The sequence below is a fragment of the Enterobacter adelaidei genome (genome assembly GCF_041937165.1).
In the GTDB taxonomy this organism is placed as follows: domain Bacteria; phylum Pseudomonadota; class Gammaproteobacteria; order Enterobacterales; family Enterobacteriaceae; genus Enterobacter; species Enterobacter adelaidei.
In genome coordinates this window covers 4335963-4361741 of sequence record NZ_CP154353.1, presented here as the reverse complement: position 1 = coordinate 4361741, position 25779 = coordinate 4335963, and the positions used below count along the sequence as shown (strand labels likewise).

The window sequence follows — 25779 nt, the reverse complement described above, 5'->3', positions numbered from 1 at the left end:
ACTTAAACAGGCATCGCCTCACGCGGAATAATCGCCCCGCGATACTGAATCACGGTGCTGGCCGTCAGATGCCCACGCTGTGCCGCCGCTTCCGGGCTTCCGCCCGTCAAACGTACCGCCAGATAGCCCGCGCTGAATGAGTCTCCCGCCGCCGTGGTATCAATCACTTTCTCTTTGGCAAGCTTCACCGCCGGGACGTCAATCACCGCTTCACCCGCAACTGCGACCAGGCATGAATCTGCGCCGCGCTTGATCACCACTTCGCTTACGCCAGCCGCCTGCGTGCGCGCAATCACGTCTTCTATCGGTTTCTCACCCCAGAGGGCGTCTTCATCGTCGAGCGTCAGGAACGCGATGTCGGTGCACTGCAGCATCTGCTGATAGACCTGCTGCGTCTCTTCGCGGCTGGCCCACAGGCGCGGACGGTAGTTGTTATCGAAAATGACCTTCCCGCCGTTGGCGCGGCATTCGCGCAGCAGCGAAAGCAGCTTTTCACGGCTGGTGGGGCTCAGGATCGCCAGGCTGATCCCGCTCAGATAGAGATAATCAAACGTGGCCAGTTTTTCACAGATGGCCGCGGCGGCATCGCTCTCAAGCCAGAATTTGGCCGCGGCTTCGTTACGCCAGTAATAGAACGTACGCTCGCCGGTGCTGTCGGTTTCGATGTAGTAGAGCCCCGGGAGGCGGTTCTCCATACGCTGGATCAGCGAGGTTTCAACGTGTTCACTCTGCCAGGCGTCCAGCATTTGCTGGCTGAAATTATCCGTGCCCAGTGCGGTGACGTAGTTCACGGCGAGTGCCTCAGGTGCAACCTGACGGGCAATATAAACGGACGTGTTTAACGTATCGCCACCAAATCCGCGGCTGACTTCCGCGCCTTTTTGTGACAGCTCAATCATGCATTCGCCAATCACGGCAATTTTTTTGGACATAGTCGTGAACCTGAACAGAGTAATTATCGGTAGTTTGCGCTGAGTGAATTAACTGGTCAACTATATTAAAACAACGTTCCATTATTTTGTTTGAGCCAGCGCGTGTTCCTGTTCATTTCTGTCATCTTAATTTCATTTTCCCCGTGAATTGAACATAAAGTTCTCAATTGTTGCGCCGATAATCCTGTGACGAGTCCAGAAAGGCTATCCCAACAACAGGACATCTGAAATGAAGTCAGAGCAGGTTATCCAGCGGCTGAGCACTACGCCTGAGGCAAGTATTGAGAACTTGCAGGAGCATCGCTACTGGCTGCAATGTGAGCGCGCGTACACCTATCAGCCGATCTACCGGACTGATGGTCGGCTGATGGCAATTGAAATTTTGACCGTCGTCACGCATCCATCAAACCCTTCTCAGCGTATCGCACCGGATCGCTATTTTGCCGAAGTTGCCGTTCGCCAGCGCCTGGATGTGCTGGAAGAACAGCTCCGTATGCTGGCAACGAAGCAGGCCTTTTTCGAGCAGAATGATATCCTCGCCTCGGTGAACGTTGATGGCCCAACTCTGCTGGCGTTGCGTCAGAATGCGAAATTGCAGGAATTGATCGCCACCCTGCCATGGATGCGCTTTGAGCTGGTCGAGCATGTCCGGCTGCCGCAGGACTCTTCGTTTGCTTCAATATGTGAGTATGGCCCGTTGTGGCTGGATGATTTTGGCACTGGCATGGCGAACTTCTCTGCCCTGAGTGAAGTGCATTATGACTACATTAAAGTGGCCCGCGAGCTGTTCATAATGCTGCGCCAGACCTCTGAAGGGCGGAATCTGTTTACGCTGTTATTACAGCTGATGAACCGCTATTGCCAGGGGGTGATTGTTGAAGGCGTGGAAACGCTGGAAGAGTGGCGTGATGTGCAAAACTCTCCTGCAGCGGCGGCGCAAGGCTATTTCCTCTCTCGCCCGGTCCCCATGGATCACCTCGATAACGTGATAACGACCCTCTGATAAGCCCGCTTCCCTTTGTCTGAACTATAGTTTTACAGGACAGGTCATCAGGAAAGGGGAAAACAATGACAAAAACAGCCAGGGTAATCTCCTGGGTAGCAGGGATTTTCTTGTTGTTGATCGTGGTTTTCGTCGTCATTGTTGCGACGTTTGACTGGAACCGTCTTAAGCCGACCATCAACCAGAAAGTCTCAACCGAGCTGAACCGCCCCTTCGCCATACGCGGTGATTTAGGGGTGGTTTGGGAACGTCAGAAAGAGGATACCGGCTGGCGAAGCTGGATCCCCTGGCCACATGTTCACGCCGACGACATCATCCTCGGCAACCCGCCAGATATCCCGGATGTCACCATGGTGCATCTGCCCCGCGTTGAAGCCACACTGGCCCCGTTAGCGCTATTGTCCAAAACGGTCTATCTGCCGTGGATCAAGCTTCAGCAGCCCGACGCGCGGCTGATTCGCCTCTCTGAAAAAAACAACAACTGGACGTTCAACCTTGCCAGCGACAGCGAAAAAGATCCGAATGCTCAGCCTTCTTCCTGGTCATTCCGTCTCGACAATATTCTTTTCGATCGCGGGCGGATCGCCATCGACGATAAGGTCAGCAGGGCGGAGGTGGAGATCCTGGTTGATCCGCTGGGCAAACCATTACCGTTTAGCGAAGTGACTGGCAGCAAAGCGAAAGGCGACAACGCCAACGTCGGTGATTACGTATTTGGCCTGACGGCAAAGGGACGCTACAACGATCAGCCTCTCAGCGGTAAAGGGAAAATAGGCGGCATGCTGGCGCTCAGGAGCGAAGGCACGCCGTTCCCGGTGCAGGCGGATTTCCGTTCCGGAAATACCCGTGTGGCGTTCGTGGGGACGGTCAACGATCCGATGAACATGGGGGGTGTCGATCTACAGCTGAAATTTGCCGGCGATTCGCTGGGCGAATTGTATCAGCTCACTGGCGTGCTACTGCCGGATACGCCTCCGTTTGAGACCGACGGCCATCTGGTGGCGAAAATCAATGCAGAAAAATCGTCGGTATTTGATTACCGGGGTTTCAACGGTCGTATTGGCGACAGTGATATCCACGGCTCACTGACTTACACCACCGGAAAACCGCGCCCGAAACTGGAAGGGGATGTTGAGTCCCGCCAGCTGCGTCTGGCCGACTTAGGCCCGCTGATAGGTATTGATTCCGGTAAAGGTACGAAGTCAAAAGAGGTGAAGAAAGACCTCCAGCCCGCGGGGAAAGTGCTGCCCTACGAACGCTTTGAGACCGACAAGTGGAATGCAATGGATGCGGATGTACGCTTCAAAGGCGGCAAAATTGAACACGGCAGCACGCTGCCGATCAGCAATCTTTCGACCCATATTCTCCTCCAGAATGCCGACCTGCGCCTGCAGCCGCTGAAGTTTGGCATGGCAGGCGGGACAATTTCCTCGAACATTCACCTGGAAGGCGATAAAAAGCCGATGCAGGGACGAGCCGATATTCAGGCCCGCAGGCTTAAGCTGAAAGCGCTGATGCCGAACGTGGAGTTAATGCAGAAAACCCTCGGCGAAATGAACGGTGATGCCGACATTCGCGGGGTAGGGAATTCCGTGGCGGCGCTGCTGGGAAGCAGTAATGGCAATCTGAAGCTTCTGATGAACGACGGGCTGGTGAGCCGCAACCTGATGGAGATCCTGGGATTGAACGTCGGTAACTACGTTATCGGGCAAATCTTCGGTGACGACGAGGTGCGGGTGAACTGCGCGGCGGCCAATCTGGATCTGGTTAACGGCGTGGCACGCCCGCAGATTTTTGCCTTCGACACGGAAAATGCAGTCATTAACGTGACCGGTACCGCCAGCATGGCCTCCGAGCAGCTTGATTTGACGATCGATCCGGAAAGTAAGGGGATTCGTATCATCACCCTGCGCTCGCCGCTTTATGTGCGCGGCACCTTCAAAAACCCCCAGGCGGGTGTGAAGCCAGGGCCGTTGATTGCGCGTGGTGCGGTGGCTGCAGCCCTCGCGACGCTGGTTACCCCGGCTGCAGCGCTGCTGGCGTTGATTTCGCCTTCAGAAGGCGAAGCGAATCAGTGCCGGACGATTTTGTCACAGATGAAGAAGTAAGGTGCGGCCTGTTATTGCCGGGTGGCGCTGCGCTTACCCGGCCTACATTTGAATCGTAGGCCGGGTAAGGCGTAGCCGCCACCCGGCATTAGCTTACAGAGCCTGGTGCTTCGTCTCGTGCGTCAGCAGCAGCGCAATCAGCGTCAGCGCTGCCATAGCTGCCAGATAGACACCGACATAGAACAGACCATAGTTTGCCTGTAACCAGGTCGCGATGTACGGCGCAACGGACGCGCCCAGAATGGAGGAGACGTTGTAAGAGAACGACGCGCCGGTATAACGCACTTCCGTCGGAAACAGCTCCGGCAGCAGCGCGCCCATCGGGCCGAAGGTCAGCCCCATCAGGCTCAGGCCAATCAGCAGGTAGGCCATCACCAGCGCCGGACTACCGGAACCCAGCAGCGGCGGGAAGACGAACAGCGCAAACAGAATGATCAGCGTGGTGATCACAATCATGCTTGCGCGGCGACCAAATTTATCCGCCAGCAGACCCGCAATCGGTACCATCACACCAAACCCAATCACCGCCATCATCAGCATCCACAGCACTTCGTTACGCGGCAGGCCCAGCCCAACCGGCGCGGCGGCGGTACTGAACGTCATGGAGTAAACGGTCATGATGTAGAACAGGGTATAAGTCGCCAGCATAATAAACGTGCCCAGCACGGTCACGCGGACGTGTTTGGTCAGCAGCGTGCCCAGCGGTACTTTCACCTGTTTTTTCTCGGCGGCAACTTTCGCGAAAACAGGGGTTTCATGCAAAGAAACGCGGACATACAGACCAATCAGCACCAGCACGGCAGAGAACACAAACGGGATACGCCAGCCCCAGCTCATGAACTGTTCATCTGTCAGCAGCCAGGAGAGCAGCAGGAACGTCCCGTTGGCAAAGAAGAAGCCAATGGGTGCGCCAAGCTGCGGGAATGAACCATACAGCGCACGCTTACGCGCCGGTGCGTTCTCGGTCGCCAGCAGCGCAGCGCCACCCCATTCACCCCCCAGCCCCAGACCCTGACCAAAACGCGCCAGCGCCAGCAGAACCGGGGCCAGAATGCCGATAGTTTCGTAAGTTGGCAGCAGACCGATGGCCACGGTGGAGATCCCCATCGTCAGCAATGAGGCCACCAGGGTGACTTTACGCCCAATGCGATCGCCAAAATGCCCAAACAGGGCAGAGCCAATCGGACGGGCTACAAACGCGATAGCAAAGGTAGCCAGAGATTGTAGCGTGGCTGCCGTCGGGTCTCCCTGCGGGAAGAAAATATGCGGGAAGACGATGACCGCAGCAGTGGCATAAATGTAAAAGTCGAAGAACTCGATGGCGGTGCCAATCAGCGATGCGACGACAACTTTATTGCGCGAATTTACCGGAACGTTTTCTGCACCAGAGTCGAGTGTTGTGGCTGTTGCTTGCATAATATTTTCTTATTTTTTGTCGAACGAAAGGCCATATTACGCACAGCAAAAGCGACATTTCAATCTGTAACAAAGCTGTTGGCTGGTGATAAAAGCAACAAAAAGCGGATAATTTTCAGACCAGCCAAAACACGTCTATGAAATGCTTCACAGATTTTAAATATCAGTCAATTAAACTGGTTTTCGGTTAAATAAAAGTTACGGACTGGATTTATATGCTGAAATGATGAATCGGGCTGAGATTTCAGCCCGGGAGAGGGATTACCGATGCGTTTTCCCCGGCATCCTTGGGTCATCTTTGTACTGGGCGGTGGCAATCCACGCTGCGCAGAACAGCGTCAGGCGGGCGAAGAAGTAGAAGAACGCCATCAACCCCAGTACTGAACCAAACGCCGCGCCAGAAGGGGATTTAACCAGCGCCGGCAGGGTCCAGGTCATCACAATTTTGATCACCTCAAAGCCTATCGCCGCAATCAATGTTCCACGGATCAGCGCCTTCTTGCGCGGACGATGACGCGGCAGGCGCCAGAAGATCCAGAAGAACAGCAGGTAGTTAGCGAAGATGGAAATCGCCAGACCAATGCCGCGCCAGGCGGGTTTCAGCCACTCGATATAATCGAGATAAAGCGCGGAGATAATCATCTGCTGCGCGGAGCCTGCAACAGAAGTAATCGAGAGCGTGACGATGAGTGCGACAAGCAGGCCAATCAGCGAAACAAAGTCACGAATATACTTAATCCAAATTTTTTCCTGATCCTGAGGCTTACGCTCCCACACCTCGCGCGACTGGGCGCGAATGGCCTCGCGCAGGTTGCCCATCCAGTTAACGCCGGAGTAAAGGGCAATCAGCAAACCGACGATGCCGACCGTGGTACGCTGTTGGACGGCGGTATTGATGGTGCTTTTGAGCGTGCTGGCAAGGGTCGGGTCGCTGACATTATTCAGGATCTTAGCGAAGATATCCTGAAGCAGCGTTGGGTGCGACGCGAGCACAAAACCGGCCGCCGCAAACGACACCATCAGGATCGGGATCATCGACAGGAAGGAAAAATAGGTGATGGCGGCACCAAACTGGTTTCCCATGCGGTCATTGAAGCGTTCGGCCGCACGTATCAGATGCGCCACCATGGGAAACTGCTGAATTCTTGCGGCGATACCGGTGACGGTTCCCAGCGCTTTGCTGGCGGAGCCTGGCGATTTGGCCTCTTCGGGCCCGGTTTCCATCTTTTTGATGGGATCATAATCTAACTGTTGGGTGGGTCGTTGCGGGTTGTTTTCCGGCGTCACGCTTCTTTTCCTTTTCGTTTGGCTGGATGTAATTGAATTATAGCTTGCGGCTAATCCACATAAGCTTTTGTAAGTTCGGTAAGCCACTCCATAAACAGATGTACCCGGCGGGAGAGGTTACGGCGATGGGGATAAATAAGAGAGACAGGCATCGGTTCGGCCTTGTATTGCGGGAGGATCTCAATCAGTTTCTTCGCGCGCAGTAAATCACGCACCCCAACCCGCGGAACCTGAATAATGCCCAACCCGGCGAGGCAGGCAGCCTGGTAAGTTTCCGTGCTATTGACGGTTAACACCCCGCCCGTTTTTATCCACTGCGTCGCACTGCCGCTATAAAACTCAAAGCCCTGCGGGCGGGTACCCAGCATGGCGGCATAATGAATGACGGCATGTGAGCCTAAATCGTCCAGCGTTTCCGGGTAGCCAAAACGCGCCAGATAATCCGGGCTGGCGCAGTTAATCACCGACAGTTTGCCCAGCGGACGCGCGATAAGCCCTGAATCCTTCAGTGTGCCGACGCGGACGACACAATCAAACCCTTCACGGATCACATCCACAAGACGATCGCTGCTGCTGAGTTCCAGTTCGATACCGGGATAGTGCTGCAGAAAAACAGGCAGTTTGGGGATGACTAAATTTCGCGCAACGGCGACGGGCATATCCACGCGTAACCGCCCGCTGATGCTGGAGGGGTCGTGCTGAAACATTCCGTCGAGTTCATCAAGGTTTGCCAGCAGATCTTTTGCCCGCTCGTAATAGACCATGCCGTCCTGCGTCAGGCTGACGCGACGCGTGGTGCGGTGCAACAGCTGGGTGCCAAGCCGGTTTTCCAGCGCCTGAATTTGCCGAGAAACGCTGCCTTTTGGCAGCGTTAATGTTTCTGCCGCGCGGGAAAAACTCTCCAGTTCCGCGACGCGGACAAACAACTGCATTGCGTGAATTTTATCCATAGACGAAGCTCATTGTTGTTGCGGTTGAAACAGTGAAGCGTTTTATCCCATCTTTATTGATTTTCTATCACCTAATAAGCTCTTTCTCAATCTCCATAACAGCCAAAACGAGGTTTATGATGACTGAACGTATCGCATTAGTGACGGGTGGTAGCCGTGGACTGGGTAAAAACGCGGCTTTAAAGCTGGCGGCAGAGGGGACGGGAATTATCCTGACATATCACCGCAGTGAGCAGGAAGCACAGGATGTTGTACGCGAAATTCAGGGAAAAGGTGTCAGAGCGGCAGCATTACAGCTCAACGTCGGGGATATCGCCAGTTTCGACCATTTTGCCCGGCAGCTTCAGGAAACCCTTAACACCGTCTGGCAGCGTGACACCTTTGATTGTTTATTAAACAATGCCGGAACGGGGTTATACGCGCCCTATACCGACACAACGGAAGCTCAGTTTGATGAGGCGTTAAACATCCATTTCAAAGGGCCGTTTTTCCTGACACAGCGCCTGCTGCCATTGCTTAATGACGGGGGACGGATCCTCAATGTTTCCAGTGGACTGGCTCGTTTTACTCAGCCAGGTTCAGGGACCTATGCTGCCATGAAAGGGGCGATGGAAGTGCTGACCCGTTATCAGGCGAAAGAGCTGGGCGCGCGCGGGATCACCGTCAACATCATTGCTCCCGGCGCGATAGAAACGGACTTTGGCGGTGGACGCGTGCGTGACAACGCGCAGTTGAATCAGATGCTGGCTTCACAGACCGCCCTGGGTCGGGTGGGGCTACCGGATGATATTGGCGATTCCATTGCGGCCCTGCTTAGCGATAAACTGGGCTGGATGAACGCACAACGTATTGAAGTATCAGGTGGAATGTTCCTGTGATGTCTATTCTTAAGGGGAAGGAACCTCTTAAGGAAATCCTCAACATTAATGTGTCCAAATACTGACAGATATAAAGAACACGGGGGGATTTGTAACGTCCCCATTCATTGAGTTTTTTCTTAAATAACGCCTCTGTAGAATCCCCCTTCGCTATTCTCAGAGGGGAAAAACGATGCGAGTGATCATGTTTGACAGGCAGTCAATATTTATTCATGGAGTGATACACAGTCTTCAGACGTTAATTCCAGAAATAAATATAACAGGAACCTGTCAGGCAGAAGATTTATGGGCTCAGGTATCAGCGTCACCGTCTGCTATCGTCATGATTGACGGAAATTTAATTCAGGATGACGAGATCGCGTGGCTGGAAGCGCTCATGACTCGCTTCCCGGCGATATCCGTGGTCATGGTGTTATCGAAAAAAGAGGCCCGATGGGTTGAGCAGTTGTTGCAGCGAAACGTCATGGCCATTATTCCCCGCAAGGCGAGCCCCGAACGGTTTTCCGCCGTGCTGGATTCGGTGTCAAGAGGGATGGTCTGTTTTCCCGGAGAGTGGGTTAAACAGCCGTCGTCATCTCAGGCCTTATTATCTCTGAGCGAACGCCAGCGTGAAGTTCTGAAATTGCTGGCCGCGGGGGAATCTAATAAAGAGATTGGACGCAATCTCAACATCAGTGCGGCCACGGTAAAAGCGCATCTGGAAGCGCTTTTCCGTCGGCTGGATGTTAAAAACAGAACGCAGGCAGCCATGTACTATACGCGGGCGACGGTCTGAAGAACCGCTTTCGGAAGCGAGGACATCTCACCGAAGCTGAATAGCATCAGCACCATTGCGTCATGCTGCTGTTGGGTTAATGGCTGTGCCATATTTTCCTGCAGCAGCCTCTCACATAGCTGAATGTCCTTATGAAGCAAATATTCTGCCTCAGAAGGGGTGATCAGACTGTTAAACGTTTCCCGATCGCGGATAACGTGGCCATAACCAATAACCCATAAACCGTTTTCGTCACGATATTTCGCCAGTGAAAGCCCCTGATGATTTTTTATTAACGCAATAGCGGCAGCCGATATTTTCAGTGCATGACCTTTCATATTTGTGTCCTCTTAATAGCGACACTGTAGAGGAATCAACGTCAGAGAAATATCCGCCAAATGGCTGTTGATCAGGCGTTATTGCTCAGGTATTCCTGCCTCAATAAACCGAACAACCAGTCATTATGCCAGCGCCCGGCAAGGTAATAGCTCTCGCGTAACTCACCTTCCAGACGAAAATGGGCTTTTTCCAGCAGGCGTCTTGAGGCGACATTCCCCGCAGTGACGGTAGCGGTCAGCCGGCGTATCCCTCCCTGATGAAAGGCATAGTCACAAAGTGCCTGCAGGGATTCGAAGCCGTAACCTTTCCCCTGCGCCGCGGGCGCAAAAAGAAAACCCACTTCAGCACAATCCTCTTCCCGATGAATATACCCGGTGACGCCCAGCGCCGTTCGGGTGGTGGCATCACGCACGACGAGACAAAGCCAGTGTGTGCTGCCAGGTGTCCATGGCGTCAGACGAGCGTCAAAAGCCTCGCGGATCTCTGCTACAGGGCGATCTTGCGCAACAAAGCGCATGACATCAGGATGTTGCTGTAATGCCAGAAAAAAGGGCCAGTCATGTTCCTGCAGGGGCGAGCAGCTAAGGCGTGGGGTGTTTAAAACAGGCATTCAGATTCTCCTGACACTTTTTAAATGATTTTAGGGTTGTCACTTTATTTCAATAGAAAGTCAGGTATGGTTAACCTCGTATAAATAAAAAGAAAAACGGCAGTTACGTGCCCATTCCGGATGTCTTCGTTGGCGCTTAAGGAAAACAATGGCTCTCAGTACATCACATCACGTTCGCGAACAGTTCGAACACTGTCTGGCGGTCATTCGCCAGGCGTCTGTGGAAATTTTGCTTCTTCTGAATGTACATGCTTCTGAGGGCAAAGATCCACGCTGGTTTCTTGAACAACTGGACAGCGCGCGATTAGCTCTGGGGGGCTGGGGAGCCGTTGCGAAGAAGCTCAATCTGAATGATGCCGAGATGTCGGAATTTACGCTGCAGCTGCGCCTGCTGCAGCAGCGCGTACCGCAGTATGAAAGCGGACAGGATGTGAGTGAAAACCAGCTGATTGCGGCAATGCGGTTTGTGACTGCACTGGAACACCTTCGTCTGCAGCAGCCGCTTCTGACCTACAGCACTGAACTGGCTCCGGGCAGTGAACTCCAGCAGCAACAGGCGCACAAACAGGTGCGTGCGATCGAGCTGATGTTAAAAGGGCTCATCCAGCAGGCCTGGCCCGATCAGGTGCGGTTGAATAACCATCTTAAGACGCTTTTTAACGCCGACCGGGTAAGACGCTGGTTGAAGCTTGGCGAGATTAACGATGTCCTGAGCGGCATGATGTTCAGTGAACTGGCGCAGATGCTGGTGGATAAAAAAGAGTTCAGCCGCTATTACGCTTCGCTATTCAGTGACCCGTCCATGCTGACGCTGCTGGTGGAACCGCGTAAAACGCTGCAAACCTTCCTCGATGACATTCGGCAAATCCGCAACAACATCACGGTTCAGAAAACATTAAGTTCGGCGCAAATTCAGCTGCTGGATAACTATTACACGCAGATCAGCCGACCGGTTCAGCGTGCGTTTGAAGAGGGGAGAACCCGCGTTAATCCGACGGGGTTAATGGCGGTAGATGCCAGCGAATTGCATACCTTCTGGGAAAAGGCGCAGAAAATGGATCGGGTCACTGGCGGTGATCTGTTTGAAGTTCGTGACACCATTGAAAAGCCGACCCAGCGCGCACCGCGCACCCCAGAACAACGCGAGCAGCTTATTTCCGGTGCGTTATGGGGGGCGGTTGGCGTCATGGTAATTGCAATCCTGGTGGGAGGCTTCTGGCTGGTGACCGGTAGCAAACCGCAGCCTGCGACTGCAAGTGCTGCTGAAGCGGCTCCTCCACAGGAAATGCGCGAGACGCCTTCCTCGCGCGAAACGCTGACGCGCATGGGCGTAACCTGGGACGAAAATAATTTCCGTTCGGCCATTAACCGCAACGATACCCGCGTGACCCAGCTGTTTTTGCAGGGCGGTATGGACTGGAAGCTGTCATGGACCGAAGAGGCGATGTCGGCAGGTTATGACGACGTGCTGGAGCTGATGTTACGCTACCGGCAGAACATGGTCGAAGAGAAGCCGTGCCGTCGCTTTATCAACACCCTCAGCCACGCCATGTCGAATGGCGAGCCTTTAACGTCAAAACGTAAAGAGTATCTGAAAGCATTCTGTACCGTGCCAGCCGTGGTGAAACGCCAGCAGCACGATCTCGATATGGCGACCCGTCGCGCGCAATCACAACCGGATGCCACCACGAAAAAATGGCAGTCCATCCAGACCGCCATTTATGAGGTGATTCGCTGATTAAGGTTCCCCATACAACCCAATCAGCCGTCGCACCACGCCGTTCGTCCAGCCAAAGCCATCCTGCAGGGGGTATTCACCACCGCCCCCTTCGCGTGGTGTACTGCTGGCGATGTGGTACTTCTCAATGAGCTTATGGTGGTGATTATAAAAATGGTTCACCGTCTGCAACCAGCTCCAGGCGATCTCATCCCCTAGCGAATCATTTCCGTACTGCTTGAACCCCTGAATTGCCATCCATTGCAGCGGGGCCCAGCCGTTGGGTTTATCCCACTGTTCACCGGTTTCATACTCGGTGGCGAGAATACCGCCAGGGGTCAGGAGCCGCGCTTTGACCGCATCAGACAGGCGTTCGGCCTGCTCATGGGTTGCCATACCCACATACAGAGGCACAATGCTGGCTGCTGAGAACAGCGCCTTTTCCTCGCGTCTCCAGTCATAATCGCGGAAACAGCCGCTCTCCTCATCCCATAGATAGCGGTTCACTGCCTCGCGGCGATCGCTGGCTTTCTGGCGGAACAGGTCGGCGGTTTCTTTATCTCCTTTCGATGCTGAGATATTGGCAATTGCACTTTCCAGCTTGAACAGGAAGGCGTTCAGATCGATGGGGATAAACTGCGTCGTGCGGATGCTGGCGAGCCGTGACGGATCGCGCAGCCAGCGGGAGGAATAATCCCAACCTGACGCCGCTCCCGCACGCAGATCGCGATACACCTCATTGGGCGGACGACCCGAGTGGCGGGCCGTTTCCACATCCTCAATCCATGATTCGTCACGCGGTGTGTCACGGTCGTCCCAGTAGCGGTTGAGCAGCGAACCGTCCGGCATACGTACCGCACTCCGATAGGCCTGATTAAGCAGCAATGACTCAGCGCCGTCCATCCAGAAGGCGTGCTCCATTTTGAGGTGTTCAAGGTAACGCTTCGCCCCGCGCACGCCGTCCTCCTCGAACAGCTCAACCATCAGGGCAAAAACGGGGGGCTGGGAGCGGCTGAGATAATAGGTGCGGTTGCCGTTCGGAATATGACCGTAGCGTTCGATTAGCCAGGCGAAGTTATCCGCCATACATTTCAGCAGATCGTTCCGGCCACTCTCGGCCAACCCCAGCATGGAGAAATAAGAGTCCCAGTAATAGGTCTCGCTGAATCGGCCGCCAGGTACGATATACGCTTGCGGCAGCGCCAGCAGGGATGACCAGGGAATATGATCCTGCGGCTCGCGCGTTAGCACTGGCCACAGGCTGTCGATGTGCTCTTTTAACGAAAGGCCGGGGTCGGAGACATATTCTGTGCTGTAAGTCTCAGGCAACCAGAAGTGGTTCTCCACAAACTGGCGCAGGTCGAAATCCCGGTGGCGTTTGACCTTGCGGTAGCGGATCAGAATATCCAGTGGGTCCATCTTCGGCGCGCAGTCGGGGAAGGTTTTGCTGTCTGCAAACAGCCGTGAAGACTGCACGTGTTCGAACAGTTCAAGATAGCGATCGGCGGGCGTCAGGGCATCAGAGGCGGGTAGCCCTTCGATCATCTCGGGCTCCGGCTCCGCTTCAATCATTTCATCCAGTTTCAACTCACAGGGATCGGTCTCGTAGCGCAGCTCTTCTTCAATCCCGAATTCGATGTTCTCGGTAGCCTGTGTCTTCTGGTTGAACATGGTGATAAGGACCTCCGGTTGTGTGTTCAAAGAGATTGTTCTTCCGGGTGTCTTTAAAGCGTAGACATTCGCTTCGGTAGATGGGGAGGAATATGTGCGCTAGATCACTATTTTCGGAGCATTCGTTTTGCAACGGTGTATGAATGTTAAAAAAAAGCCCCTCCGGAGAGGGGCTTCAGGATTATCGCATGGTAACGAACTCTTCCGCAGCCGTCGGGTGGATCGCCACGGTGTTGTCGAAGTCTTTCTTCGTTGCACCCATCTTCAGCGCCACCGCAAAGCCCTGCAGGATCTCATCCATGCCAAAGCCAATGCCGTGAATACCGACAATCTTCTCGTCTGGCCCAACGCACACCAGCTTCATACGGCACGGCTGACGGTGAGAGGTAACAGCGGTATACATCGCGGTAAACGCCGATTTATACACTTTCACCTGATCGTCGCCATACTGCTCGCGCGCCTGCGGCTCGGTTAAGCCGACGGTGCCGATTGGCGGGTGGCTGAAGACCACGGTCGGGATATTACTGTAGTCCAGATGCTCTTCCGGCTTGTTGTTAAACAGACGCTCGGAGAGACGGCGACCCGCTGCAACGGCAACCGGGGTCAGCTCAACCGCACCGGTGTTATCACCGACAGCATAAATGCCCGGTACGCTGGTGTTCTGGAACTTATCAACGACGATATAGCCTTTATCATTGGTTTTCACGCCCGTGACGGCCAGGTTGAAGTTATCGTTCGCTGGTTCACGGCCAATCGCCCAGATCAGGCAATCGACGGTCTGGCTGCGGCCATCTTCCAGCTCCAGGGTCAGGCTGCCGTCTGCATTTTTCACTACCGCTTTTGGTACGGCGTTGGTGTGCAGGGTTGGGCCTTCGGCGTTCATCACTTCTACCAGCGTGTCGACGATCAGCGGGTCAAAGCTACGCAGCGGTGCGTGTTTACGCACGAACAGATGCGCTTCGGCACCCAGACCATTAATCACGCCGGCAAGCTCAACCGCAATGTAACCCGCGCCCACCACGGCAACGCGTTTTGGCAGGGCTGGCAGTTCGAAGAAGCCGTCGGAGTCGATACCGTATTCCACACCCGGGATATTCGGGTGGCTCGGACGGCCGCCGGTGGCGATCAGGATGTGATCGGCAGTGATCGTCTCGCCGTTCACTTCGATCGTTTTCGCGTCCACAAAGCGGGCAAAACCACGGATCACGTCGACGTTATTTTTACCCAGTACGTTGTCGTACGAGGTGTGAATACGGTCGATGTAGGCGGTACGGCTGGCGATCAGTTTGTCCCAGTCGAAGTGGTTGATGGTGGTGTCAAAGCCGTAGTCCGGGCCATACATATGGATAGCTTCACGGATCTGCGCCGCATGCCACATCACTTTCTTCGGTACACAACCCACGTTCACGCAGGTGCCGCCAAGTTCTTTGGCTTCAATCAGCGCACATTTCTGGCCATACATGGCCGCACGGTTGATGGAGGCGATGCCGCCGCTGCCGCCGCCGATTGCGATGTAGTCATAATGCTTAGTCATAGATTTTATCCTTAATCGTGAATTGCCGCGATTGTATACCTGAAATCAATAGGTTCCACCGATGGCTGTGATTACTCAGGCACGATCCAACTGACGGTGGCGTGGCCTGTACCCGCTGGCACCAGCGTTTTGTGCAGCCACGGCAGCACGTTATTCATCTGCGCTTCGAGCTTCCACGGCGGGTTGATGACAATCATACCGGAGGCGGTCATGCCGCGCTGGTCGCTATCCGGGCGTACCGCCAGTTCAATCTGCAGAATTTTACGGATGCCGGTCGCTTCCAGGTCTTTGATCATGCGTTTGATTTGCGCGCGCAGCACTACCGGGTACCACAGAGCATAGGTACCGGTCGCAAAGCGCTTGTAACCTTCGTGGATGCCGGTCACCACCGCCTGATAGTCGGTTTTGATTTCGTACGGCGGGTCGATCAGCACCAGGCCGCGACGGGAAACCGGCGGCAATTTGGCTTTCAGCTGCTGATAGCCATCGGCTTTATCCACGCGAGCGCGGTTATCTTTCTGGAATTCAGCGCGCAACAGTGGGAAATCACTTGGGTGCAGCTCGGTCAACTGGATGCTGTCCTGTTCGCGCAACAGCTGACGGGCAATCAGCGGAGAACCTGGGTAGTAACGCAGCTGGCCGTTGCGGTTGAAATGGTTCACTACACCGATGTAGGGTTCCAGTTCTGCTGGCAGGTCATCCTGCTGCCAGATGCGTGCGATCCCTTCCAGATATTCACCGGTACGCTCGGCGTGTTCGCCGCTCAGCTGATAGCGCCCCGCGCCCGCGTGGGTGTCCAGATAGAGAAACGGCTTCTCTTTCTCTTTGAGTGATTCGATGATCAGACTCTGAACGGTGTGTTTGAGGACATCGGCGTGGTTGCCTGCGTGAAAGCTGTGGCGATAACTGAGCATGAGTAATGAAATTCCGCTGAAATGACGATTTGCCACAGTTTACAGCAGAACGGCACAGATTACCCGTCAGCCCGGTAAGCGCAGGCATTGAAATCCTCTACACTTAACCCCATTACTGGACCATATGCACAGCGCCGGATGCGCGCTTCATTCATCTTATTCAACAGGACAGCGTTTATGACCAATCCATTACTGACGCCTTTTTCGTTGCCACCATTTTCTAAAATCCTCCCTGAGCATGTGGTTCCAGCCGTTACGCAATCGCTGGACAACTGCCGCGCGGCGGTAGAAAGCGTGGTAGCGCAGGGCGCGCCGTACAGCTGGGAAAATCTGTGTCAGCCGCTGGCCGAAGTGGACGACGTGCTGGGACGTATCTTCTCACCGGTGAGCCATCTGAACTCGGTTAAAAACAGTCCGGAACTGCGTGAAGCCTACGAACAGACTCTGCCGCTGCTCTCTGAGTACAGCACCTGGGTCGGCCAGCACGAAGGGCTCTACAAAGCGTATCGCGACCTGCGCGACGGCGACTACTATGCTGAACTGAACACGGCGCAGAAAAAATCGGTCGATAACGCCCTGCGTGATTTTGAGCTGTCCGGGATTGGTCTGCCAAAAGAGAAGCAGACCCGCTACGGTGAAATTGCCGCGCGCCTGTCTGAACTGGGTAATCAGTACAGCAACAACGTGCTCGACGCCACCATGGGCTGGACGAAGCTGATTACCGACGAAGCGCAGTTGGCCGGGATGCCGGAAAGCGCGCTGGCGGCGGCAAAAGCGCAGGCCGAAGCGAAAGAGCAGGAAGGTTTCCTGTTAACCCTGGATATCCCGAGCTACCTGCCGGTGATGACCTACTGCGACAACCAGGCGTTGCGCGAAGAGATGTACCGCGCTTACAGCACCCGCGCCTCCGACCAGGGGCCGAATGCCGGTAAATGGGACAACAGCCCGGTGATGGCTGAAATTCTGGCTCTGCGTCACGAGCTGGCGCAACTGCTGGGCTTTGAAAACTATGCTGATAAATCCCTCGCTACCAAAATGGCGGAAAATCCACAGCAGGTACTCGATTTCCTGACCGACCTGGCCAAACGCGCCCGTCCTCAGGGTGAGAAAGAGCTGGCTCAGTTGCGTGCTTTCGCGAAGGCGGAGTTCGGCGTGGACGAGTTGCAGCCGTGGGACATCGCTTACTACAGCGAAAAACAGAAGCAGCACCTCTACAGCATCAGCGACGAGCAGTTGCGCCCGTACTTCCCGGAAAACAAAGCCGTTAACGGTCTGTTCGAAGTGGTTAAACGCATCTATGGCATCACCGCAAAAGAACGTACCGACATTGACGTCTGGCATCCGGACGTACGTTTCTTCGAGCTGTATGACGAGAAGAACGAGCTGCGTGGCAGTTTTTACCTCGATCTCTACGCGCGTGAGAACAAACGCGGCGGGGCGTGGATGGACGACTGCGTGGGCCAGATGCGTAAAGCCGACGGTTCTCTGCAGAAGCCGGTCGCTTATCTGACCTGTAACTTCAACCGTCCAGTGAATGGCAAACCTGCGCTGTTTACCCACGACGAAGTGATCACCCTGTTCCACGAGTTCGGCCACGGTCTGCACCATATGCTGACCCGCATCGAAACCGCTGGCGTGGCCGGGATCAGCGGTGTGCCGTGGGATGCGGTCGAACTGCCAAGCCAGTTTATGGAAAACTGGTGCTGGGAGCCGGACGCACTGGCGTTTATCTCTGGTCACTATGAGACCGGCGAACCGCTGCCGAAAGAACTGCTGGATAAAATGCTGGCAGCGAAAAATTACCAGGCGGCGATGTTTATCCTGCGTCAGCTGGAGTTCGGCCTGTTCGATTTCCGCCTGCACGCCGAGTTCAGCCCGGAGCAAGGGGCTAAAATCCTCGAGACCCTGGCTGAGATTAAAAAGCAGGTTGCCGTCATTCCTGGGCCAACCTGGGGCCGCTTCCCGCACGCGTTCAGCCACATCTTCGCAGGCGGCTACGCGGCAGGTTACTATAGCTACCTGTGGGCCGACGTGCTGGCGGCAGATGCCTTCTCTCGTTTCGAAGAGGAAGGGATTTTTAACCGCGAAACTGGCCAGTCGTTCCTCGATAACATCCTGACCCGCGGGGGTTCAGAAGAGCCGATGGAGCTGTTCAAACGCTTCCGTGGCCGCGAGCCGCAGCTGGATGCGATGCTGGAGCATTACGGGATCAAAGGCTGATTGCTACGTGAAGATCTGCTTAGTCGATGAAACAGGCGCCGGAGACGGCGCCTTATCTGTTCTGGCCGCCCGCTGGGGGCTGGAGCATGATGATGAAAACCTGATGGCGCTGGTGATGACGCCAGAGCATCTCGAATTACGTAAGCGCGACGAACCAAAACTCGGCGGTATTTTTGTCGACTTTGTTGGCGGTGCAATGGCACACCGACGTAAGTTTGGTGGCGGTCGTGGTGAAGCGGTTGCTAAAGCGGTCGGCATCAAGGGAAGCTATCTGCCGGATGTGGTGGATGCCACGGCGGGGTTAGGGCGTGATGCGTTTGTGCTGGCATCCGTGGGTTGTCATGTGCGGATGCTGGAACGGAATCCTGTGGTGGCCGCACTGCTCGACGACGGTCTGGTGCGTGGCTATGCAGATCCGGAAATCGGCCCGTGGTTGCAGGAGCGTTTGCAGCTGATCCACGCCTCCAGCCTGACGGCGCTGACCGATATTACCCCGCGCCCGCAGGTGGTCTATCTTGATCCGATGTTCCCGCATAAGCAGAAAAGTGCGCTGGTGAAGAAAGAGATGCGTGTGTTTCAGTCGCTGGTGGGACCGGACCTGGATGCAGATGGTTTGCTGGGGCCTGCTCGCCAGTTAGCGACGAAGCGTGTGGTAGTGAAACGCCCGGACTATGCGCCGCCGCTTGCGGACGTTGCGACGACCAATGCGGTGACCACCAAAGGGCACCGGTTTGATATTTATGCCGGTACGCCGGAATAAAAAAAGCCGGGTGGCGGCTTCGCCTTACCCGGCCTACGTCCTCGATCTATTCCCTCTCCCTGTGGGAGAGGGTTAGGCTGAGGGGAATTTAACGCACTTACTCGTCTTCTTCGTCACGCAGTGGAACAATCAGCATATCCACGTGAACGGTGTTAATCAGCTGGCGCGCTGAAGACATCAGCTTGCTCCAGAAGTCCTGATGGTGACCGCATACCACCAGATCCATATCGTATTTCTTAATTGCATCGACCAGCACCTGGCCCAGGTCGCCGCTACCGCTTAAGGTTTCGGTGATCGGATAACCTGCGTTAGTCGACAGTTCGCTCAGAGCATGGTGAGTCTCTTCGGAGATGCGTTTCTGCATATCGCCGAGATTGACGTCGATCAGACCGGTATAGAGGTCGGAGTAATTCACATCAACGTGAATCAGAGATACTTTCGCGTTGTAGGGACGTGCCATGGATACTGCTTTATCAACCAGTACTTTGCTCTCCGGGGAGAGGTCTACCGCGATGAGAATGTGTTTGTAAGCCATAGTGTTACTCCTTCCTTAAGTTATCGATGACTAATACGAGAATGCCGCCGTCTGATACTTTATTACGGCCCAGTTAAACATATTTTTCAAGCTTTGGTGTTGATAACGATTAACCTTGTGGCAAAAAAATTAACGGATCTCCTACACTATTTAATGAGCCGTTCGGATTTTAAAATGCGAACCGGATCGATTTTGGTCATTCTTTCACTGAACTGTCTGTCAGGGCATTGGGGTGCGGTAGCTCAGAAGCCTTGCTTCGTGGGCGGACGCCGGGGAGGATGTATGATTAGCACCGTCGCATTGTTTTGGGCGCTATGTGTGGTTTGCATAGTGAATATGGCGCGCTACTTCTCATCGTTACGTGCGCTGTTGGTGGTACTTCGTGGTTGCGATCCGTTGCTTTATCAGTATGTGGACGGTGGAGGTTTCTTCACCTCGCATGGACAGCCCAGCAAACAGATGCGTCTGGTGGGATACATCTACTACCAGCGCTACCGCGATCATCACGATGAAGAGTTTATCCGTCGTTGCGAGCGCCTGCGTCGTCAGTTCATTTTGACCAGCGCCTTATGTGGTCTGGTCGTGGTCAGTATGGTTGCATTGATGATTTGGCATTGAGCTTCACAGCAGGCGGGGTAAGCCCCGCCTGATTTCATCTGGTTCAGGGCGTAACTGAGAACCGGAGATTTGAGATATTGTCCTGAATTGAGATAACTTTCCCGCTATAGGTAATTTTCACTTCCCCGTTTGTATCCATACTGGCAGTGGTAATCGTGCCTGTACCTTCAATAACAGGATGCTTCATAGCAAGCTGATGGATAACGTCAGCATCATTCCCTGATATTTCCCCCGAGAGGTAGTAACGGTAGATTGTTGGCACGGTTGCGCCACCCTGATTGTTCACTGTCATATAGAGCCAGACGCTATCAGATAATTTATAAACGCGCTGTAGCTCATCGCTCTTTTGCTGACTGGGCTGGTGGTTTAGCCAGAGAAAACCAATGACCAGCGCCAGAAGCGAAACGGTAACAAGGCGATGAATCCATTTAATAGCCGTTTTGAATGGCATAGTCTATTCCTTCTCTGATATTGCGTTGGTCGGTTGGGTCGTCTCCGTAAGGCGGCTTTTCGTACCATTGTCCCCATTCAGGTTTTGAGGTGCCTGCACGGCCTTGAGCCCAGCCAGCTCCCATAAGAAGGATGTTTGCAGGGATACCCGCCGCAGTGCCAGCGGCTCCGAAGTTGAAATTACCAAATGCAGCAAAATAGGGATCGAATTTTTTATAATCCCAGGGACCGCCATTTCGAACTTTTTGGTAGAACCAATAATACGTTGAGGGGGTGGCCATATTACGCGACATACCGTGCAGACGTGCTTCACGCATGTTGTTCACTATAACAATTGAGCCGGGACCTGGAATAGGGACAGAAGCCATACATTCTCCTTTGTCTGGTTTTTTTCTGACCGCTATCATAGTTTTATCTTTGCAATTGGTTTGAGCAAAAAATGTTCAGGAAATCCTTATGGTTTTCAAACCTTTCAAGACAGTTATCTACGCATAAAAAAAGCGGGTCAGTTTCCTGACCCGCTTTTTTGTCGCCTTCAACTGATTAAATCAGCTTCAGCGAAATCCAGTACAGGCCACCAGACAACAGGATAGAGGCCGGAAGGGTGAATACCCAGGCCATCAGAATGTTGGTCACGGTTTTGCGCTGCAGACCGCCACCGTCAACAATCATGGTACCTGCCACCGATGAAGAAAGTACGTGAGTGGTAGACACTGGCATACCGGTATAGCTCGCCAGACCGATAGACACGGCCGCCGTCATCTGCGCGGACATACCCTGCGCATAGGTCATGCCTTTCTTACCGATCTTCTCGCCGATGGTGGTCGCCACACGACGCCAGCCAATCATCGTACCGATACCGAGCGCCAGCGCGACCGCCATGATGATCCAGATTGGCGCGTACTCGATGGTGTTGAGCATATCGCCTTTCAGTTTCTTCAGAAGACGCTGGTCATCAGCATTCACGTCAGGTAGCTTCGCCACTTTATCCGTCACATCAGAGATGCACAGCATAATGCGACGCAGCTGACCACGCTGTTCAACGGTCAGTTTGTCATAACTCTCGATAGTGCCCAGCATGCCTTTCGCACGTTCCAGCGCGTTAATCGCGTTTGCCGGATGGCAGTGGAACTCGCCTGGTACGGTGGTAGCGCCTGCTTCCGGAGAAGGAATCAACTGGTCAACGCCGGTCGCTTTCTTGAGAAGATCAGGATGCTGCTGGAAATAGATCTCGACGTTATTCACCGCATCACGGGTACGGGTGATTTCGTATCCGGAGGCATTCATGTTAACCACGAAACCTGCTGGCGCAACGCCAATCAGAACCAACATCACCAGACCAATGCCTTTCTGACCATCGTTCGCACCGTGTGAGAAAGCCACGCCGATTGCAGAAATGATCAGAGCGATACGTGTCCAGAATGGCGGTTTTTTCTTACCGTCTTTCTTCTCACGTTCTGCCGGAGTCAGGTGAATACGGGAGCGCTTTTTCGTGTTGCTCCAGTAACGACGCAGGATGAAAATTAATCCACCTGCAACCACCAGACCCACAATTGGGGAGACGATAAGCGAGGCAAAAATCCCCAGCACTTTCGGGATGTTTAACGCATCAACAACCGATGTACCGGTCATCAGGGCGTTAGTTAACCCGATACCGATAATCGCGCCGATGAGAGTGTGAGAACTGGATGCAGGCAGGCCGAAATACCAGGTACCGAGGTTCCAGATAATTGCAGCAAGCAGCATTGAGAACACCATAGCGAGGCCATGGCCAGAACTTACGTTAAGCAGCAGATCCGTTGGCAACATATGCACAATGGCATACGCAACGCTCAGTCCGCCCAGGAGGACACCAAAAAAGTTAAATACCGCCGCCATAACAACCGCCAGTTGCGATCGCATTGCGCGAGTGTAAATAACCGTTGCTACTGCGTTTGCAGTGTCGTGGAAGCCGTTGATCGCTTCGTAAAACAGTACAAAAACCAGAGCAAGCAATAATAAAAGCCCGGTATGTAAATCCAGGCCGGCAAACAAATGTAGCATAGGACGTTACGCCATTTTGAGGACATGAACGCGGCGCATTATCCAGGACAAATGCACGGCGGGCAAAGTGAAATATAGACTTTTTTTGACATACCACCTGATTTGGGAAAAGTGCCTGAAAGGATATTCTTTAAATTTCAATGAAATGGCTTTGTAATATCTTTTTACGCTGGTGTGACCACAGAGGAAACTTTACAATCCGCGGCAGTGAACAAAGAGGGTTTTGACGTGGAAAGGTTTGATGCCGTGGTCATTGGCGCCGGTGCGGCGGGTATGTTTTGTGCGGCGATGGCCGGACAAGCGGGTCGTCGCGTGCTGTTACTGGATAACGGTAAAAAACCAGGCCGTAAGATCCTGATGTCTGGCGGTGGGCGCTGCAACTTTACTAATCTGTATGTTGAACCCGCGGCCTATTTGAGCCAAAACCGTCATTTTTGCAAATCTGCGCTGGCGCGTTACACCCAGTGGGACTTTATCGACCTCGTGGGTAAACACGGTATTGCGTGGCATGAGAAGACGTTGGGTCAGCTGTTCTGCGACGATTCCGCGCAGCAGATTGTCGATATGCTGGTGGCCGAGTGCGAGAAGGGCGGTGTAACGATGCGCCTGCGCACGGAAGTGCTGGACGTTGCGCGTGATGAGCAAGGTTACACGCTGCAACTCAACGGTGAAACCGTCAGCACCGACAGCCTGGTGATCGCCAGCGGCGGTCTTTCGATGCCGGGACTGGGCGCCTCGCCGTTTGGCTACAAGATTGCCGAGCAGTTCGGCCTGAAGGTGCTGCCAACGCGTGCGGGCCTGGTGCCGTTTACGCTGCATAAACCACTGCTGGAACAGCTCCAGACGCTCTCCGGGGTATCTGTTCCGTCAGTGATTACCGCTGAAGACGGTACGGTGTTCCGCGAAAACCTGCTCTTCACTCACCGCGGCCTCTCCGGACCGGCGGTACTGCAGATCTCCAGCTACTGGCTGCCGGGGGAGTTTGTCACGGTTAACCTGCTTCCCGATTGCGATCTGGATGCCTTCCTCAACGAGCAGCGTGCGGCACACCCGAATCAGAGCCTGAAAAATACCCTGGCAATGCAGCTGCCGAAGCGTCTGGTGGAATGTTTGCAGGTGCTGGGGCAGATCCCGGATGTTTCGCTCAAGCAGCTTAACAGCCGCGAGCAGGAGACGCTGGTGGAGACGCTGACAAACTGGCGCGTGCAGCCAAACGGCACGGAAGGCTACCGCACCGCAGAAGTCACGCTGGGCGGGGTCGACACGAATGAACTCTCTTCCCGCTCCATGGAAGCGCGCAACGTGCCGGGGCTCTATTTTATTGGCGAAGTGATGGACGTCACAGGCTGGCTTGGCGGGTACAACTTCCAGTGGGCATGGGCAAGTGCCTGGGCATGTGCTCAGGCGCTGGCAGAGAAATAATCACGCCCCGCAATTATTGCACCAACTTTTTCTCTCCATTCAACTAAGCTTCGACCAGATGCCCCGCTGCGTTCGCGGGGCCATACTCTTTTTGGTCAGAGCACACGTCATGCAACTACTCAGTATTATTATTTTGCTTACCCTAACCGTGGTGATCCATTCACTGTGGATGTTTGGCGTTTTAAAATTCATTAAATTAGAAGTCGATTCTGCGGTACGTATTGTTTTACGTAATGTCGGCATCGTTATCTCCATGATTTTCGCCCATCTTCTTGAAGCCGGGCTATTTGCGGCGTTTTATTTCGTCATTGATGCATTTAATGACTGGAACACCAGTTTCTACTTTTCACTGGTCAGTTATGCCACTGTCGGGTACGGCGACGTCACGTTACCCGAGAATTGGCGGCTCATCGGCGGTGTGGAAGGGCTCGTGGGCGCGCTAATGGTGGGCTGGTCTGTGGCGGTTCTGGTGGCGGTACTGCAGCGTTTGCGTGGCATGAGCGCCTGAACGACGGGTGTGCTAAAGTAACGATCTTTTTCTGTTACTGGCTTATGTCAGTTTGTATGGTGTTGTGTATGTCTGCTGCTCATCTCGGTTTCCCGACGGAAACCGTTGTTGTCTTTGTTGTGATGGCCGTAGGGGCGATGTTTATCGACCTCTTTATGCACCGTCACGATAAACCGATCTCGCTCAAAAGTGCCGCCATGTGGTCCCTGTTCTGGGTCATGATGGCAATGGCGTTCGCCGGATTCCTGTATGTTCACCACGGCGCCGAGATGGCAAGTCTGTTCCTCACGGGTTACGCGCTTGAAGAGGTGCTTTCTGTCGATAACCTGTTTGTAATGATGGCCATTTTTGCCTGGTTTGGTGTGCCGGATAAGTATCGTCACCGCGTACTTTACTGGGGCGTGCTCGGCGCGATTGTATTCCGTGGCATCTTCGTGGCTATTGGGACAAGCCTGCTCAGTCTGGGGCCTTACGTCGAAGTGATTTTCGCGCTGGTCGTTGGCTGGACAGCGGTGATGATGCTCAAACGCAATGAAGAGAGTGACGAAGTGGAAGATTACTCTGGTCATCTCGCTTATCGCCTGGTGAAACGTTTCTATCCTGTCTGGCCGAAAATCAGCAGCAATGCCTTTATTCTGACCCAGAAAGAGGTCGATGCTGAGCTTGAAAAACCGGAAAACCAGGACGTGATGGTTGGACGCGTGAAGAAGGCGAAGCGCTACGCAACACCACTGCTGCTCTGCGTGGCGGTTGTGGAGCTTTCTGACGTGATGTTCGCGTTTGACTCGGTCCCGGCGATTATTGCCGTGAGTCGCGAACCGCTGATTATCTATAGCGCCATGATGTTCGCCATTCTCGGCCTGCGTACGCTCTATTTCGTACTGGAAGCGCTGAAACAGTATCTGGTGCACCTTGAGAAAGCCGTGGTGTTGTTACTGTTCTTCGTGGCCTTCAAGCTGGGTCTGAATGCAACCGACCACTTCTGGCATCATGGTTACAGCATTGGCGCGACGGCCAGCCTGTTTGTGGTATTAGGCGTGCTGGCGCTAGGCATTATTGCGAGTGTGATGTTTCCTGGAAAACGTGAGGCCTGATGCACCGCTTTTCACC

At 54.1% G+C, this 25779-nt stretch carries 24 protein-coding genes; 11 read left to right on the top strand and 13 right to left on the bottom strand.

The window, feature by feature from the left end; translation table 11 throughout:
* Positions 1 to 2: 2 nt before the first annotated feature.
* The gene (locus tag AAHF05_RS21245) at positions 3 to 932 is read right to left on the bottom strand and encodes a sugar kinase (RefSeq protein ID WP_129324567.1); all 930 of its coding nucleotides are present in this window, start codon (positions 930 to 932) and stop codon (positions 3 to 5) included.
* Positions 933 to 1161: 229 nt separating this feature from the next.
* On the opposite strand from AAHF05_RS21245, the gene pdeH reads away from it, so the two are divergent.
* Together pdeH and AAHF05_RS21235 are read left to right on the top strand one after the other, a co-directional pair.
* On the top strand, positions 1162 to 1935 hold the full coding sequence (gene pdeH, locus AAHF05_RS21240; RefSeq protein ID WP_028018351.1) for a cyclic-guanylate-specific phosphodiesterase: 774 nt from the start codon (positions 1162 to 1164) through the stop codon (positions 1933 to 1935).
* Positions 1936 to 2000: 65 nt separating this feature from the next.
* Entirely contained in the window at positions 2001 to 4043 is a 2043-nt protein-coding gene (locus AAHF05_RS21235; RefSeq protein WP_129324568.1) for an AsmA family protein, read from the top strand.
* Between the two features lie 93 nt (positions 4044 to 4136).
* Here the strand turns inward: AAHF05_RS21235 and AAHF05_RS21230 are convergent, their stop codons facing one another.
* From AAHF05_RS21230 to AAHF05_RS21220, 3 genes are all read right to left on the bottom strand, one after another.
* Complete coding sequence (locus AAHF05_RS21230) at positions 4137 to 5459, bottom strand: MFS transporter (protein WP_028018349.1); 1323 nt, start codon at positions 5457 to 5459, stop codon at positions 4137 to 4139.
* 261 nt (positions 5460 to 5720) lie between these two features.
* Positions 5721 to 6746 (bottom strand): inner membrane protein YhjD, encoded by a 1026-nt coding sequence (gene yhjD, locus AAHF05_RS21225; RefSeq protein WP_129324569.1) that lies wholly within the window; start codon positions 6744 to 6746, stop codon positions 5721 to 5723.
* Between the two features lie 50 nt (positions 6747 to 6796).
* Positions 6797 to 7696 (bottom strand): LysR family transcriptional regulator, encoded by a 900-nt coding sequence (locus tag AAHF05_RS21220; protein ID WP_129324570.1) that lies wholly within the window; start codon positions 7694 to 7696, stop codon positions 6797 to 6799.
* Between the two features lie 119 nt (positions 7697 to 7815).
* Here AAHF05_RS21220 and AAHF05_RS21215 point away from each other — a divergent pair, with 119 nt between their 5' ends.
* Positions 7816 to 8574: an SDR family NAD(P)-dependent oxidoreductase gene (locus AAHF05_RS21215; protein WP_129324616.1), complete on the top strand. Its 759-nt coding sequence runs from the start codon at positions 7816 to 7818 to the stop codon at positions 8572 to 8574.
* A 172-nt stretch (positions 8575 to 8746) separates the two neighbouring features.
* Positions 8747 to 9349, top strand: coding sequence for a response regulator transcription factor (locus tag AAHF05_RS21210; protein ID WP_129324571.1), 603 nt, complete (start codon positions 8747 to 8749; stop codon positions 9347 to 9349).
* On the opposite strand, the gene AAHF05_RS21205 is transcribed toward AAHF05_RS21210, so the two are convergent.
* Positions 9328 to 9666 (bottom strand): lysozyme, encoded by a 339-nt coding sequence (locus AAHF05_RS21205; protein WP_129324572.1) that lies wholly within the window; start codon positions 9664 to 9666, stop codon positions 9328 to 9330. The genes AAHF05_RS21210 and AAHF05_RS21205 overlap by 22 nt on opposite strands.
* A 71-nt stretch (positions 9667 to 9737) precedes the next feature.
* Positions 9738 to 10277, bottom strand: coding sequence for a GNAT family N-acetyltransferase (locus tag AAHF05_RS21200; protein WP_129324573.1), 540 nt, complete (start codon positions 10275 to 10277; stop codon positions 9738 to 9740).
* Between the two features lie 148 nt (positions 10278 to 10425).
* On the opposite strand from AAHF05_RS21200, the gene AAHF05_RS21195 reads away from it, so the two are divergent.
* A complete protein-coding gene (locus AAHF05_RS21195; protein ID WP_129324574.1) occupies positions 10426 to 12015 on the top strand; it encodes an STY4199 family HEPN domain-containing protein in 1590 nt (529 codons plus the stop codon).
* Here AAHF05_RS21195 and AAHF05_RS21190 read toward each other — a convergent pair whose 3' ends face one another.
* The 3 genes from AAHF05_RS21190 to AAHF05_RS21180 form a co-directional block, all read right to left on the bottom strand.
* A complete protein-coding gene (locus AAHF05_RS21190; RefSeq protein WP_028018341.1) occupies positions 12016 to 13665 on the bottom strand; it encodes an alpha,alpha-trehalase in 1650 nt (549 codons plus the stop codon).
* 181 nt (positions 13666 to 13846) lie between these two features.
* Positions 13847 to 15199, bottom strand: a complete 1353-nt coding sequence (gene gorA / locus AAHF05_RS21185; RefSeq protein WP_108091145.1) for a glutathione-disulfide reductase — start codon at positions 15197 to 15199, stop codon at positions 13847 to 13849.
* A gap of 71 nt (positions 15200 to 15270) precedes the next feature.
* Positions 15271 to 16113: a 23S rRNA (adenine(2030)-N(6))-methyltransferase RlmJ gene (locus AAHF05_RS21180; protein ID WP_028018339.1), complete on the bottom strand. Its 843-nt coding sequence runs from the start codon at positions 16111 to 16113 to the stop codon at positions 15271 to 15273.
* 177 nt (positions 16114 to 16290) lie between these two features.
* On the opposite strand from AAHF05_RS21180, the gene prlC reads away from it, so the two are divergent.
* Entirely contained in the window at positions 16291 to 18333 is a 2043-nt protein-coding gene (prlC, locus tag AAHF05_RS21175; RefSeq protein WP_129324575.1) for an oligopeptidase A, read from the top strand.
* 7 nt (positions 18334 to 18340) lie between these two features.
* Positions 18341 to 19093 carry a 16S rRNA (guanine(1516)-N(2))-methyltransferase RsmJ gene (rsmJ, locus tag AAHF05_RS21170; protein WP_049005596.1) on the top strand — a complete coding sequence of 251 codons (753 nt, stop codon included), beginning with the start codon at positions 18341 to 18343 and terminating at the stop codon, positions 19091 to 19093.
* Between the two features lie 97 nt (positions 19094 to 19190).
* Here rsmJ and uspA read toward each other — a convergent pair whose 3' ends face one another.
* Positions 19191 to 19628 (bottom strand): universal stress protein UspA, encoded by a 438-nt coding sequence (gene uspA, locus AAHF05_RS21165; protein WP_003861223.1) that lies wholly within the window; start codon positions 19626 to 19628, stop codon positions 19191 to 19193.
* Between the two features lie 282 nt (positions 19629 to 19910).
* On the opposite strand from uspA, the gene uspB reads away from it, so the two are divergent.
* Positions 19911 to 20246 (top strand): universal stress protein UspB, encoded by a 336-nt coding sequence (gene uspB / locus AAHF05_RS21160; RefSeq protein WP_028018336.1) that lies wholly within the window; start codon positions 19911 to 19913, stop codon positions 20244 to 20246.
* A gap of 43 nt (positions 20247 to 20289) precedes the next feature.
* On the opposite strand, the gene AAHF05_RS21155 is transcribed toward uspB, so the two are convergent.
* The 3 genes from AAHF05_RS21155 to pitA all read right to left on the bottom strand — a co-directional run bounded on the left by AAHF05_RS21155 (position 20290) and on the right by pitA (position 22739).
* A complete protein-coding gene (locus AAHF05_RS21155; RefSeq protein WP_129324576.1) occupies positions 20290 to 20697 on the bottom strand; it encodes a hypothetical protein in 408 nt (135 codons plus the stop codon).
* Positions 20675 to 21064: a polymorphic toxin type 44 domain-containing protein gene (locus AAHF05_RS21150; protein ID WP_206737111.1), complete on the bottom strand. Its 390-nt coding sequence runs from the start codon at positions 21062 to 21064 to the stop codon at positions 20675 to 20677. The genes AAHF05_RS21155 and AAHF05_RS21150 overlap by 23 nt, the downstream gene beginning before the upstream one ends.
* A gap of 175 nt (positions 21065 to 21239) precedes the next feature.
* Complete coding sequence (gene pitA, locus AAHF05_RS21145; protein ID WP_028018333.1) at positions 21240 to 22739, bottom strand: inorganic phosphate transporter PitA; 1500 nt, start codon at positions 22737 to 22739, stop codon at positions 21240 to 21242.
* Positions 22740 to 22967: 228 nt separating this feature from the next.
* On the opposite strand from pitA, the gene AAHF05_RS21140 reads away from it, so the two are divergent.
* The 3 genes from AAHF05_RS21140 (at position 22968) to AAHF05_RS21130 (ending at position 25763) form a co-directional block, all read left to right on the top strand.
* The gene (locus AAHF05_RS21140; RefSeq protein WP_129324577.1) at positions 22968 to 24161 is read left to right on the top strand and encodes an NAD(P)/FAD-dependent oxidoreductase; all 1194 of its coding nucleotides are present in this window, start codon (positions 22968 to 22970) and stop codon (positions 24159 to 24161) included.
* A gap of 109 nt (positions 24162 to 24270) precedes the next feature.
* The gene (locus AAHF05_RS21135; RefSeq protein ID WP_108091141.1) at positions 24271 to 24669 is read left to right on the top strand and encodes a potassium channel family protein; all 399 of its coding nucleotides are present in this window, start codon (positions 24271 to 24273) and stop codon (positions 24667 to 24669) included.
* 68 nt (positions 24670 to 24737) lie between these two features.
* Positions 24738 to 25763, top strand: a complete 1026-nt coding sequence (locus AAHF05_RS21130) for a TerC/Alx family metal homeostasis membrane protein (RefSeq protein WP_028018065.1) — start codon at positions 24738 to 24740, stop codon at positions 25761 to 25763.
* Positions 25764 to 25779: the final 16 nt, after the last annotated feature.

Coding starts and splice junctions, on each gene's coding strand:
- AAHF05_RS21200 (WP_129324573.1), bottom strand. CDS start 10,277: ATGCCTGTTTTAAACACCCCACGCCTTAGCTGCTCGCCCCTGCAGGAA.
- uspB (WP_028018336.1), top strand. CDS start 19,911: ATGATTAGCACCGTCGCATTGTTTTGGGCGCTATGTGTGGTTTGCATA.
- AAHF05_RS21180 (WP_028018339.1), bottom strand. CDS start 16,113: ATGCTCAGTTATCGCCACAGCTTTCACGCAGGCAACCACGCCGATGTC.
- gorA (WP_108091145.1), bottom strand. CDS start 15,199: ATGACTAAGCATTATGACTACATCGCAATCGGCGGCGGCAGCGGCGGC.
- prlC (WP_129324575.1), top strand. CDS start 16,291: ATGACCAATCCATTACTGACGCCTTTTTCGTTGCCACCATTTTCTAAA.
- AAHF05_RS21205 (WP_129324572.1), bottom strand. CDS start 9,666: ATGAAAGGTCATGCACTGAAAATATCGGCTGCCGCTATTGCGTTAATA.
- AAHF05_RS21190 (WP_028018341.1), bottom strand. CDS start 13,665: ATGTTCAACCAGAAGACACAGGCTACCGAGAACATCGAATTCGGGATT.
- AAHF05_RS21220 (WP_129324570.1), bottom strand. CDS start 7,696: ATGGATAAAATTCACGCAATGCAGTTGTTTGTCCGCGTCGCGGAACTG.
- AAHF05_RS21135 (WP_108091141.1), top strand. CDS start 24,271: ATGCAACTACTCAGTATTATTATTTTGCTTACCCTAACCGTGGTGATC.
- AAHF05_RS21130 (WP_028018065.1), top strand. CDS start 24,738: ATGTCTGCTGCTCATCTCGGTTTCCCGACGGAAACCGTTGTTGTCTTT.
- AAHF05_RS21195 (WP_129324574.1), top strand. CDS start 10,426: ATGGCTCTCAGTACATCACATCACGTTCGCGAACAGTTCGAACACTGT.
- AAHF05_RS21245 (WP_129324567.1), bottom strand. CDS start 932: ATGTCCAAAAAAATTGCCGTGATTGGCGAATGCATGATTGAGCTGTCA.
- AAHF05_RS21230 (WP_028018349.1), bottom strand. CDS start 5,459: ATGCAAGCAACAGCCACAACACTCGACTCTGGTGCAGAAAACGTTCCG.
- AAHF05_RS21150 (WP_206737111.1), bottom strand. CDS start 21,064: ATGGCTTCTGTCCCTATTCCAGGTCCCGGCTCAATTGTTATAGTGAAC.
- AAHF05_RS21155 (WP_129324576.1), bottom strand. CDS start 20,697: ATGCCATTCAAAACGGCTATTAAATGGATTCATCGCCTTGTTACCGTT.
- AAHF05_RS21215 (WP_129324616.1), top strand. CDS start 7,816: ATGACTGAACGTATCGCATTAGTGACGGGTGGTAGCCGTGGACTGGGT.
- AAHF05_RS21210 (WP_129324571.1), top strand. CDS start 8,747: ATGCGAGTGATCATGTTTGACAGGCAGTCAATATTTATTCATGGAGTG.
- pitA (WP_028018333.1), bottom strand. CDS start 22,739: ATGCTACATTTGTTTGCCGGCCTGGATTTACATACCGGGCTTTTATTA.
- AAHF05_RS21235 (WP_129324568.1), top strand. CDS start 2,001: ATGACAAAAACAGCCAGGGTAATCTCCTGGGTAGCAGGGATTTTCTTG.
- pdeH (WP_028018351.1), top strand. CDS start 1,162: ATGAAGTCAGAGCAGGTTATCCAGCGGCTGAGCACTACGCCTGAGGCA.
- uspA (WP_003861223.1), bottom strand. CDS start 19,628: ATGGCTTACAAACACATTCTCATCGCGGTAGACCTCTCCCCGGAGAGC.